This is a genomic window from Nakamurella endophytica, from assembly GCF_014646215.1.
In the GTDB taxonomy this organism is placed as follows: domain Bacteria; phylum Actinomycetota; class Actinomycetes; order Mycobacteriales; family Nakamurellaceae; genus Nakamurella; species Nakamurella endophytica.
On sequence record NZ_BMNA01000001.1, the window covers coordinates 38,442 to 50,460 of the forward strand.

10 protein-coding genes and 1 pseudogene are annotated in these 12,019 nt (G+C 76.5%); all 11 read right to left on the bottom strand.

Features of this window, described 5'->3' with window-relative positions; translation table 11 throughout:
- Positions 1–61: 61 nt before the first annotated feature.
- A complete protein-coding gene (locus IEY37_RS00190; RefSeq protein ID WP_188939529.1) occupies positions 62–991 on the bottom strand; it encodes an NADP-dependent oxidoreductase in 930 nt (309 codons plus the stop codon).
- A gap of 86 nt (positions 992–1,077) precedes the next feature.
- A complete protein-coding gene (locus tag IEY37_RS00195; RefSeq protein ID WP_188939530.1) occupies positions 1,078–3,579 on the bottom strand; it encodes a ComEC/Rec2 family competence protein in 2,502 nt (833 codons plus the stop codon).
- A complete protein-coding gene (locus IEY37_RS21745) occupies positions 3,576–4,868 on the bottom strand; it encodes a ComEA family DNA-binding protein (protein ID WP_229673459.1) in 1,293 nt (430 codons plus the stop codon). Before IEY37_RS21745 ends, IEY37_RS00195 begins: the two co-directional genes overlap by 4 nt.
- A 438-nt stretch (positions 4,869–5,306) precedes the next feature.
- Complete coding sequence (locus IEY37_RS00205) at positions 5,307–5,954, bottom strand: histidine phosphatase family protein (RefSeq protein ID WP_188939531.1); 648 nt, start codon at positions 5,952–5,954, stop codon at positions 5,307–5,309.
- 64 nt (positions 5,955–6,018) lie between these two features.
- Positions 6,019–6,390, bottom strand: a complete 372-nt coding sequence (rsfS, locus tag IEY37_RS00210) for a ribosome silencing factor (protein WP_188939532.1) — start codon at positions 6,388–6,390, stop codon at positions 6,019–6,021.
- A gap of 31 nt (positions 6,391–6,421) precedes the next feature.
- Positions 6,422–7,022: pseudogene (gene nadD / locus IEY37_RS00215) on the bottom strand (nicotinate-nucleotide adenylyltransferase); the annotation flags it as partial.
- A gap of 38 nt (positions 7,023–7,060) precedes the next feature.
- Positions 7,061–8,383, bottom strand: a complete 1,323-nt coding sequence (locus tag IEY37_RS00220; protein WP_188940082.1) for a glutamate-5-semialdehyde dehydrogenase — start codon at positions 8,381–8,383, stop codon at positions 7,061–7,063.
- Between the two features lie 179 nt (positions 8,384–8,562).
- A complete protein-coding gene (gene proB, locus IEY37_RS00225; RefSeq protein ID WP_188939534.1) occupies positions 8,563–9,696 on the bottom strand; it encodes a glutamate 5-kinase in 1,134 nt (377 codons plus the stop codon).
- Positions 9,693–11,135, bottom strand: a complete 1,443-nt coding sequence (gene obgE / locus IEY37_RS00230) for a GTPase ObgE (protein ID WP_188939535.1) — start codon at positions 11,133–11,135, stop codon at positions 9,693–9,695. Before obgE ends, proB begins: the two co-directional genes overlap by 4 nt.
- A 143-nt stretch (positions 11,136–11,278) precedes the next feature.
- Positions 11,279–11,575, bottom strand: coding sequence for a 50S ribosomal protein L27 (gene rpmA / locus IEY37_RS00235; protein ID WP_188939536.1), 297 nt, complete (start codon positions 11,573–11,575; stop codon positions 11,279–11,281).
- Between the two features lie 24 nt (positions 11,576–11,599).
- The gene (rplU, locus tag IEY37_RS00240) at positions 11,600–11,920 is read right to left on the bottom strand and encodes a 50S ribosomal protein L21 (protein WP_188939537.1); all 321 of its coding nucleotides are present in this window, start codon (positions 11,918–11,920) and stop codon (positions 11,600–11,602) included.
- Positions 11,921–12,019: the final 99 nt, after the last annotated feature.

Here is a 12,019-nt window from a genome sequence, read left to right on the forward strand (position 1 = left end):
GCCGCCGCCCCCGAGGCGTGCCGGGGCCCCGGCACACCAGGCCCGCCCGACGTGGCCGCGCTCAGCGGCCGGTCAGCAGGACGATCTTGCCGAGGGTGTGGCGGCGCTCGAGGTCGGTGTAGGCGTCCCGCACCTGCTCGAGCGGGTACGTCGCGGCGATCGGCACCTCGAGCCGGCCGTCCGCGACCAGCCCGGCGACCTCGGCGAGGACCTCCGCGGTCGCGGCCGCCGCGTTGCCGTCGGTGCGCACCCCGGGGTGCCGGGCGGCCGCCGCGAAGTCGGCGACGGTGTCGATGCGCTCGGGCGCGACGCCGAGCTCCACGGCCAGGTCGACGTACCCGCCCCCGAAGGTGTCGACGAACGCGTCGATCCCGTCCGGGGTCCGTTCCCGGATCGACGCCGCCACGTCACCGCGATAGTCGACGGGCTCGACGCCGTGCGCCCGGAGCCAGTCGTGGTGGTCGGGCCCGGCGAGCCCGAGGACCCGCACCCCGGCCCCGGCGAGCAGCTGCACGACCAGGGAGCCCACGCCGCCCGCCGCCCCGGACACCACCGCGGTCTCCCCGGCCTGCGCGGCCACCGCCCGGACCGCTGCGACCGCGGTGGTGCCGGCCACGAACAGCGCACCGGCCACCTCCCACGGAACACCGGCCGGTCGGGGCGTCAGGTTGCCGGCGGGCAGCACCACCTCGTCGGCCTGCGAGCGGCGCTCGTCGGTGAACCCGATGACCTCGTCCCCGACGGCCACGTCGACCACGCCGGGTCCGACGGCGGTGACCCGACCGGCCAGGTCGCTGCCCTGCCCCTCGGGGAAGGTGGAGGGCCAGCGGTCCGCGAACACCCCGGCCCGGATCGCCGCCTCGCCCGGATTGAGGCCCGCCGCCACCACCTCGACGACGACCTCCCCCGGTCCCGCCGTCCGCGCGGGGACCTCGCGGACCTCCAGCACGTCGACGCCGCCGTATCCGTCCCGCTGTACCGCTCTGGGCATGCTGCCTCCTGATGGACCGTCGTGATCGTGTGTCCGCAACCGTGCCGCCGTCGCGGGCATTCCTCGGCGTGCCGCGCCACCGCCCGTCACGACCCCCGGCCCCGGACGGCGCCGCGGGCCACCGGTGACCCGGCCCCGCGCGCGGCGGTCGCCAGAACACCCTCCGACAGCGTGACCGCGACGTCGCCCTGCAGGTCGGTGCGGAGCACGGCGGTCCCGGCGGCGGCCAGCGTCGCCAGCGCGGACGGGCTCGGCTGGCCGTAGCTGTTCCCCGAGCCGACCCCGATGACCGAGACCCGCGCCGACACCGCCGCGGCGAACGCCGGCAGGAACCTGGCCGAGCCGTGGTGCGGCTGCTCCAGCACGTCGGCGCGCAGGTCGGTGCGCCGGTCCAGCAGCGCCTGCTGGGCCTCCCGTTCGATGTCCCCGGTCATCAGGATGCGGACGCCGCGCAGCGTCGCCCGCAGCACCACGGAGTCGTTGTTCGGGTCGGAGTCGGTGCCGTGGAAGGCGGCGGCCGGTCCCAGCACCTCGAGGGTGAGGGCCCCGCTGGACCAGCGCACCCCTGGGCGCAGGTCCAGGACCGGAGCGCCCCTCGCCGCCGCCGCGCCCGTCAGCGTCGACCACGCCGACGCCGAGCTCCGGTCCGGCCCGACACCGATCGCACCGACCGACCGACCCGGCCAGATGCCGGGCAGGCCGTCGACGTGGTCCGCGTGCAGGTGGGTCAGCACGACGAGCGGCACCGTGGCGACCGCCAGCCGGTCCAGGCAGGCGTCGGCCAGAGCGGGATCAGGCCCGGCGTCCACCACGACGCCGACGCCCGGCTCGCCGGTCGAGAGCACCATGGCGTCGCCCTGTCCGACCTCGCATCCCACGAGCAACCAGTCGGGCGGCGGCCAACCCCAGGGCACGGGCCCGAGCGCCCGCGCGGGGACGAACACGACCGCGGCGCCGACGGCCGCGGCGAGCAGGACGGCCCGGCTCCGCCGGCCGGACAGGGCCAGCACGACCACGGCCAGCAGGCCGGCGAGCACCAGCACGCCACCGACCGACGCGGGCCACGGAAGCGTCGCCGACGGCCAGCGGGCCAGGGTGTGCGCCACCGTCCCGATCCACTGCAGCGGCACCGCGTCCGCCCTCGCCAGCGCCGCACCGCCGGCCGGCCACACCGCTCCCACGGCCGCGCACAGCACGCCGAGCACCAGGCTGACCGCCACCACCGGCGCGACCAGGATGTTGGCCGGCACGCCGACCAGCGACACCGAGCCGGACAGCGAGGCGATCACCGGGACGGTGGCCACGGTCGCGGCGAGCGGCACGGCCAGGGCGTCGGCCGCACCGGCGGGCCAACCGCGCCGGCGGAGCGCGCGGGACCAGACCGGCGCCAGCAGGGCGAGCGCGGCGGTCGCCTGGACGGACAGGACGAATCCCGGTGCCGTCGCCAGCGAAGGATCGAGCACGAGCAGCACGACGACCGCCGCGCTCAGCGCCGGAACGGCGGCGCGGGGCCGGCCCAGCAGCACACCGACCAGCGACAGCCCGCCCATCGCCGCCGCCCGCAGCACCGACGGCTGCGGGCCGACCAGCACGACGAGAGCCGCCACGGTCACCGCGCCGCCGGCCACGGCCGACCGGCGCCCGATCCGCCGCAGCACCAGCACCACGGCGCCGCAGAGCACCGCGAAGTGCGACCCGGACACGGCCACCAGGTGGGTCAGGCCGGTGGTGCGGGCATCGGCGGCCAACCCGTCCGGGATCGCCGACGTGTCCCCCACCGCGACGCCCAGCAGCAGGCCCCGGGCATCCGGATCCAGCGGCGCTGCCGCGGCGGCCAGCCGCCGCCGCACCTGCTGCGCGGCGCGTTGCCACCAGGGCGGTGCGGTGAGCACGACCGGCGGGTCCCGCGCCCGCAGCAGGACGGACGGTTGCGTCCCGAACGTGTCCGGGGCGAGCAGCCCGGACACCCGCACCCGGGTGCCCGGCGCGAGATCCCGCCAGTGGTCACCGTCGCCGAACACCGTGACGGCGGCGACCGCGGACCACGCCCGGCCGGCGACCCGCGCGTCCACGTCCCGGGCTGCGAACCGCCACCGGGAGGCAGCACCGCCTCGGGCGCCCTCACCGCCAGCGGCGCCGTCCCCGCCTGCCAGGCCGTCACCGCCGGCGGCGCCGTCACCGCCGCCGTCCCCGCCGTCTGCACCGACCGGGCGTGCGGCGACGGCCGTGGGGACGGCGGCCACGGTGAGCGTGGTCTGGGCCCACGAGCCGTCGGCGGCGGCCGCGATCAACGGATCCGCGGCGGCGGCCCGGACCTCGACACCGGCGACCAGCTCGAGGCCGAGGAACAGCGCCGTGGCGGCGATCGCACCGTGTCGCAGCCGGCCACGCGCCGTCCGGCACAGCAGCAGGCAGCTCAGGGACACCGCGAGCACCGATGCCACCTGCAGCGACCGGTCGTCGGTCGAGCCGAGCAGTGCTCCCGCCCAGGCGGCGGTCGCCGGCAGCGCCAGCCGGAGGTCGAGCCGGGCCGGCGGCTCCTCCAGCTCCCTCCGCCGGGCCGCCCGGCGAGCACGGCGGCCCGTCACACCGTCACCCGGGGAGCCAGCTGCGCGTACTTGGCCGGGCCGATGCCGTCGATCTCCTGGAGCTGCTCGACGCTGTCGAAGCGGCCGTGCTGCTGCCGCCACGCGACGATCGCGGTCGCGGTCACCGGGCCGACGCCCGGCAGCCCGTCGAGCGTCGCGGCATCGGCGGTGTTCAGGTCGACCGGACCGCCGGGGACGCCTGCGCCCGAGGTCCTGGGGCCGGCACCGGCACCCGGGCCCGACGATCCGCCGCCGACGGGTGCGGGAGCACCGCCCACGACCGTCGAGCCACCCGGGACGGGAGTGGTCCCGCGGGCGGCGACGACGACGGACTGACCGTCCTGCAGCCGCTGCGCCAGGTTCAGCCCGGTCAGTTCCGCATCACCGCGCGCACCGCCGGCCGCGGCGAGGGCGTCGGCGACACGGGACCCGGCGGGCAGCCGCACCAGGCCCGGACGGGCCACCCGGCCGGTCACGGACACGACGATCGGTGGGGTGGCGGTCGAGGGATCCGCGGTGTCCGGGCCACCGGCCGCCGAGGCGCCGGGACGGCCCGCGGTCGCGGCACGCGTCGGATCCCCCGCAGCGTCGGGACGCCCCGCCGTGCCGGCCGCCGCGGCGCTGCCTGCGCCACCTGCGCCGCCGGCAGCCTCGCCGCCGCCCCGCGTCGACGATCGGGGGACGGCCGGCACCGTGCCGCCCGACGTCGGGATCCCCACCGCGGCCGCGACCGACACCGCCGCCGCATCGACCGGCCGCGGCTCCGGGCGGTCGCGCCAGACGCCCACCGCGGCCGCCACGGCCGCCAGCGCGGCGACCGCGGTGAGCAGCACGGCGCCCCGACGACCCGGATCGACGCGGCTCTCCTGCAGGGACTCGGGTACCCACCGCCGGGCCAGCCGGCCCCACGGCCCCCGACGCTGCACGCGCGCCACCCACCCGGATCGCTGCGCCGCTTCCGCGGACCTGCCGGGACGACCGCCGGCGGCATCCGGGTCGACGGCGTCCCGCACCTGCCCGTCGACGATGTCCGCGTCGAGGTCGTCGTCGACGATGTCCGCGTCGAGGTCGTCGTCGACGATGTCCGCGTCGAGGTCGTCGTGGACGACCCTGTCCAGGTCGTCGCCGCCCCTGTCCGGATCCGCCCACCGCACGCCGTCCGGCACCCAGCCACCGAAGCCGCCCAACCCGTCCTCCCGACCGGGACCGGCACGGTCCGCGGTCCGGTGGACCGGCGGGCGACCGGCGGCCAGGACGCGGATCCGGCGCTGGGCTGTCGTCTCGGGCACGGCGGCGACGCTAGGCAGCCGGGCCGGGTGTCACCACGGGCCGGCCCCAGGCGGTGGACTGCTCGGCACGATGGGGACAACGACCGGCGGTGGACGACACCCACGGTCGGCACGCCGGTGGCACGAGCGTCGTGCCGCTGCCGGACGGCCAGTCGACCCCGCCGCACGCCCGCAGATCGCCGCCCGCGGTCGGGCCCGGGCTGGCTGCGGGTATCAGCCGGGGCCTGGTCGGCTCCTGGCCGCAGGAGCGTCCCGCCCGGCGCCCCCCGACACGCCGGGCGGGACGCCCCGGCACCGTCCGGGCCGGCGCGCGGGCGACCCCGACGCCGGCCCCGGGTCCGGCCCCGGGCGGTCGTCGCACGGCGGTTCGGAGGCCGCGACGGTGGTCGGACACCCGGACCACCGCGCGAGGTGCGCGCTCAGGGGCCCACCGGCGGGTCAGGTGCCGGCGACCTGCTCCTCGTCGCCCGGCAGCACCACGGCGCCCAGTCCGGCGTTGTAGGAGTGCAGCCGCCACCGGTCGTGCCGGCGGTGCAGTACCACCCAGTGGCAGTTCGCGACACCGATCAGGGTGCTCCAGCTGGCGTCGGGCAGGGCCAGCAGCCGGCCGGTCAGGCCGACGATCAGCCCGCCGTGCACGACCAGCAGCGCCCGCTCGGCCGGTCCGGCGTCGAGCTCGGCGACGACCGCACCGGCCCGGTCCGCGACCTGCCAGCGCGACTCGCCGCCCGGTGGGGCGACGTGCGCGGACGTCGCCCGCCACTGCTCCCACTCCTGCGGCCAGCCGGCGGCCACCTCGTCGCGGGTCCGCCCCTCCCAGTCCCCGAGCGAGGTCTCCCGCAGACGCGGGTCCGTGTGGACGGCCAGGCCGGTCACCGCGGCGACCGGCGCGGCGGTCTCCCGCGCCCGCGACAGGTCCGAGGACACGATGACGTCGGGGCGCAGCGCCGCCACGGAACGCGCAGCCGCCGCAGCCTGCGCGCGGCCCGTCGCGTTCAACGGGATGTCGACGTGACCCTGCATGCGCTGCTCGCGGTTCCAGTCCGTCTCGCCGTGGCGGAGCAGGACCAGGTGGTGCAGCGTCACGGGCGGTCCGCCGCGCGGCAGCCCGGCACCGGTCCGGGTCGCGGCCGGCGCGGCCCGGCGACCGTCACGCGGGCAGCCCGGCGTCCACGAACGGGATGGTCGGGCAGTCGCTCCACAGCCGGTCGAGCGCGTAGAACACCCGCTCCTCGGCGTGCTGCACGTGCACCACGATGTCGAGGAAGTCCAGCAGCACCCAGCGGCCGTCCCGCTGCCCCTCGCGACGGACCGGCTTGACGCCGGCGTCGCGCAGGCGCTCCTCGATCGAGTCCACGATGGCGCCGACCTGGCGGTCGTTCGAGCCGGTGACGATGACGAAGCAGTCCGTGATGGCCAGCCGGTCGGACACGTCGATGATCAGGATGTCGCTGCCCAGCTTGTCCGCCGCGGCCTGCGCGGCGATCTGGGCCAGCTCGACCGCCCGGTCGGTGGCACTCATCCGGCCTCCTCCTGCTGCTCGTCCTGCGCCGTCCCGCCGGCCGGCCCGACCATTCCGTTCGTGGGTGCCGGGGCACCCTCCCGGTACAGACCGTACTTGGCGATGTACTGCACCACCCCGTCCGGCACGAGATACCAGACCGGTACCCCACCGGCCACACGCCGACGACAGTCCGTCGACGAGATCGCCAGCGCCGGCACCTCCAGCAGCGTGGCGGACCCGTTCGGCAGCGCCCGGTCGGTCAGCTGGTACCCGGGTCGGGTCACTCCGACGAAGTGCGCGAGCTCGAAGAGCTGGTCGACGTCCTTCCAGCTCATGATGGCCGACAGCGCGTCGGCGCCGGTGATGAAGAACCACTCGGCCTCGGGCTCCTGCGCGCGCAGGTCCCGCAGCGTGTCGAGGGTGTACGTCGGCCCGCCCCGCTCGATGTCCACCCGGGACACCGAGAACCGCGGGTTGGCCGCCGTCGCGATCACGGTCATCAGGTAGCGGTGCTCGGCCGGTGTGACCGACTCCTTCTGCCACGGCTGGCCGGTGGGCACGAACACCACCTCGTCCAGACCGAACAGGTGGCTGACCTCCGACGCCGCCACCAGGTGGCCGTGGTGGATGGGGTCGAACGTGCCGCCCATGACGCCGATCCGGCGCCGGCGACCGTCCGGCGGGCGGATCACGACGCTCCCCGGATCTGCCCCGTGCCGGTGAGCACCCACTTGGTGGAGGTCAGCTCGGCCAGCCCCATCGGCCCGCGGGCGTGCAGCTTCTGGGTCGAGATGCCGATCTCCGCCCCCAGCCCGAACTCGCCGCCGTCGGTGAAGGCCGTCGACGCGTTGACCATCACCGCGGCGGCGTCCACCCGGGCGGTGAAGGCGGCCGCGGCCTCGAGCGTGCCGGTGACGATGGCCTCGGTGTGCCCGGTGCCGTGCCGGTCGATGTGCGCGACGGCGGCGTCCAGGTCGGGCACCACCGCCGCGGCCAGGTCGAGCGACAGGTACTCGGTGTCCCAGTCCGCGTCCTCGGCCGGCACCACACCGGCCGCACCGAGGCGGCCGGCCAGCTCGGCGACGGCCGGGTCGGCGTGCACGGTGACGCCGGCCCGGTGCAGCGCCGGCAGCGCGGCGGCCAGAAACGGCTCGGCGACGTCCCGGTGCACCAGGACGGTCTCCGCCGCGTTGCACACCGACGGCCGCCGCGCCTTAGAGTTGACCAGGATGTCCACGGCCATCGCGACGTCGGCGGAGGCGTCCACGTAGACGTGGCAGTTGCCGACGCCGGTCTCGATGACGGGGACCGTGGAGGTCTCCACCACGGACCGGATGAGGCCGGCGCCGCCGCGCGGGACCACCACGTCCACCAGCCCGCGGGCGGTCACCAGGTGCTGCACCGACGCACGGTCGGTGCCCGGCACCAGCTGCACGAGGTCGGCGGGCAGCCCCGCCGCCGCGACGCCGTCGCGGAGCAGCCCGGCCAGCACCACGTTGGTGGACCGGGCGGACGCGGAGCCGCGCAGCAGCACGGCGTTGCCGGACTTGAGCGCGATCCCGGCGGCGTCGACGGTGACGTTGGGGCGGGCCTCGTAGACGATCGCGACGACACCCAGCGGGACCCGGAGCTGGGTCAGCTGGGCGCCGTTGGGCAGCACGGATCCGCGGACCACCTCGCCGACCGGGTCGGGGAGGGCGGTCAGGGTGTCGAGGGCGGCGGCCATCCCGGCCACCCGGTCAGCGGTCAACCGGAGCCGGTCGAGCAGCCCGTAGGACAGCCCCGCCTCGACGCCGGCTGCCAGGTCCTCGGCGTTGGCCTCGAGCACCGGCCCGACGGATGCCCGCAACCGCTCCGCCATGGCGCGCAGCGCCGCGTCCTTGACCCCGCGCGGGGCCGTCGCCAGGGCCCTGGACGCACCGCGCGCCCGCCGGGCCGCGGCCAGCACCTGGTCCCGGTCGGCCGGCTCGGAGCGGCCGGCCCGGGACGTACCGCGCCCGGGGACCGGCACCGCATCCGGACGGACCGCGGCCACCGCCGCGGCCGCCGAGCCGGTCGGGCCGGCCCCCGCGGACAGGTCGGCAGGCGGCGACGGGACCACGGTCGGCCTGGGGTTGGACGAGGTCACTGGGGCTCCTGCACTCCGGCGGGACGGACTCCGGGACGGTCGGTCGTCACAGCGGTCGGTCGTCACAGTGCGACCAGGTCGTCGGCGTGCACGACCTCGTGCCGCAACTCGGGCGGCAGCTGGGCCAGGGTGCGACCGATGATCGGCGGGAGGTCCGCGGCGTCGTGCGCGACGAAACCCCGGGCCACCGGCTGGCCGTCCGGCCCGACCAGGTCGACGACGTCGCCGGACTCGAAGTCGCCGGCGACCGCGGTGATGCCGGCGGGCAGCAACGACTTCCGCCGGTCCAGCACCGCCGCCACCGCGCCGGAATCCAGCTGGAGGGTGCCGCTGGGGTGGGCGGCGTGCCGGAGCCAGAAGGACCGGGCGCTGGTGCGCCGGCCGGACGCCGCGAACGCCGTTCCGAGGGCCGGGTCCGGCTTCCGGGACAGCGCCCGCTCGGCGTGTTCGGCGGCGGTGAGCAGGACCGGGATGCCGGCGCCGGTGGCGATCAGCGCCGCCTCGAGCTTGGTGGCCATCCCGCCGGTCCCCACGTCGCTGCCACCGGAGCCGACCTGCACCCCGCTGAGCGCGGCCACGTCGGCCACCTCCCGGACCGGGCGGGCGTCCGGCAGCCGCGGGTCGCCGGTGTAGAGGGCGTCGACGTCGGACAGCAGGACGAGGGCCTCGGCCCCGACGAGGTGGGCGACCAGCGCCGCCAGTCGGTCGTTGTCGCCGAACCGGATCTCGTCGGTGGCCACCGTGTCGTTCTCGTTCACCACCGGCACGACCCCGAACCCGAGCAGCTTGGCGAAGGTGCGCTGGGCGTTCCGGTAGTGCGCGCGACGCACGACGTCGTCGCCGGTGAGCAGCACCTGGCCGACCGGCAGCCGGTACCGGGCGAAGGACCCGGCGTACCGCTGGGCCAGCAACTGCTGGCCGACGGACGCGGCCGCCTGCTGGGTGGGCAGGTCCCGCGGCCGGCGGCGCAACCCGAGCGGGGCCAGCCCGGCGGCGATGGCACCCGAGGACACCAGCACGACGTGGCCGCCCCCGGTGACCCGCCGGGCCACCGCGTCGACCAGCGCATCCAGCCGCCCGCCGTCCAGCCCACCCGCACCGGACGGGCCGGTGAGCGACGACGAGCCGACCTTGACGACGACCGTGCGCGCCTGCGCGACGGCCTGGCGGGTGGCCGACACCGCCTCCGGGATCACCGCTCGTCGTCCTCCGGCTCCAGGCCACGCCGGATCCGGTGCAGCGCCTTGCGCTCCGGCGCGCCGATCCGGTCGATCCGGTCGAGCCGCTGGTCGGTGCCGCGGCCGGTGCGGACCAGGTCGACGCCCGACGGCAGGGTCGGCTCCCAGTCGAACGTGACGTCACCGATGCGGATCGGGGCGCCGGGGGCGACGCCCAGCTGGATCAGCCGGGCCTCGACGCCGAGCCGGGCCAGCCGGTCGGCCAGGTAGCCCACGGCCTCGTCGTTGTTCCAGTCGGTCTGCCGCACCCAGCGCTCGGGCCGGCTGCCGGTGACCAGGAAGCCGTCCGGGTCCTCGGGGTCGACGGTGACCTGGAAGCCGGAGTCGTCGACCGCCGCGGGGCGCAGCACGATCCGCTCCGCCCGCGGGGCCGGCCGGGATGCCCGGTCCGCGGCGACGGCCTCGGCCATCGCGTACCGCAAGGCGTCCAGCCCCTCGTGGGTGGCGGTGGAGACCTCGAAGACCCGGTGGCCGGCCGCCTCCAGGTCGGGACGGACCATCTCGGCGAGGTCCCTGGCTTCCGGCACGTCGATCTTGTTCAGCACCACCAGGCGCGGCCGCTCGGCCAGGTCCCCGGGCAGTGACGGCAGGTACTGCGCGAGCTCGTGCTCGATGGCGGCGATGTCCGACGCCGGGTCGCGGTCGGGCTCGTAGGTCGCGCAGTCGACGACGTGCACCAGCACGGAGCAGCGCTCGACGTGCCGGAGGAACTCCAGGCCCAGGCCGCGCCCCTGGCTCGCGCCGGGGATGAGGCCGGGCACGTCCGCGACGGTGAACACCTGGTCCCCCACGGACACCACGCCGAGCACCGGCTCGAGCGTGGTGAACGGGTAGTCGGCGATCCGCGGGCGGGCCGCGGACAGCACCGAGACCAGCGACGACTTGCCGGCGCTGGGGAAGCCGATGAGGCCGACGTCGGCCATGGACTTGAGTTCCAGCGTGAGCTCGGCGGCCTCCCCCGGCTCGCCCAGCAGCGCGAAACCCGGCGCCTTGCGGCTGCGCGAGGCCAGCGCGGCGTTGCCCAGACCTCCGCGGCCGCCGCGGGCCGCGATCCAGCGCGTCCCGGGACCGACCAGGTCGGCGACCATCCGGCCGTCCTGGTCGAGCACCACGGTGCCCTCCGGGACCGACAGCTCGAGGTCGGCGCCGTTGGCGCCGTCCCGGTTGCCGCCCTGCCCGGGACGGCCGTTGCCCGCCTTGGCGTGCGGGCGGAAGTGGAAGTCCAGCAGCGTGTGCACGTCCCGGTCCACCACCAGGACGACGTCGCCGCCGTTGCCGCCGTCACCGCCGTCGGGTCCGCCGAGCGGCTTGTACTTCTCGCGGTGGACGGACACGCAGCCGTGGCCACCGTCCCCGGCCTGCAGGTGCAGGACGGCACGGTCGACGAACCTGGCCATGTCGTGCACCTCCCTTCCGTACTGGTGTCACTGGAGTCGCCCGGGTCCCCTGCGGGAACGGACGAGGGGCGGACCCGGACGTCGCCGGATCCGCCCCTCGTGAGGACCTGTGCGCTGCGGCCGGCCGACCGGCGGGCAGCCGGTCAGACCTGCGCCGGCTCCTCGGCCACGGCGACCGGCGCCGCGAGGACCTCGGCGACGATGTTGACCGTCTTGCGGCCACGCCGGGTGCCGAACTCGACCGCACCGGCGGTCAGCGCGAACAGCGTGTCGTCCTTGCCGCGGCCGACGCCCTCGCCCGGGTGGAACTTGGTGCCGCGCTGGCGGACCAGGATCTCGCCGGCGGAGACCAGCTGGCCGCCGAACCGCTTGACGCCGAGCCGCTGCGCGTTCGAGTCACGACCGTTGCGCGAGCTGGACGCGCCCTTCTTGTGTGCCATGTCCGTGAGCCTCCCTGGCCGTGATCAGCGGGTGGAACCGGTGGCGATACCGGTGACCCGGACGCGGGTGAGCGGCTGGCGGTGACCCTGCCGCTTGTGGTACCCGGTCTTGTTCTTGAACTTGTGGATGACGATCTTCGGGCCCTTGGTGTGGTCGACGACCTCACCGGACACCGTCACGGCCGCGAGCTCGGCGGCCGCCGTGGTGACCGTGGTCCCGTCCACGACGAGCACCGCGGGAAACGCGACGGCGTCGCCGGGTGCACCCTCGAGCTTCTCGACCTCGATGACGTCACCCTCGGCGACCTTGTACTGCTTGCCGCCGGTCCTGACGATCGCGTACATGCGGATCGCGCCTCTCCATCTGTCTGTCTGCTCTGTACCGGTGCCCGCCCACGGCGCTCGCCGGACCACCGGGGCCCGGCCCGCCGCGGGGCACCGAGG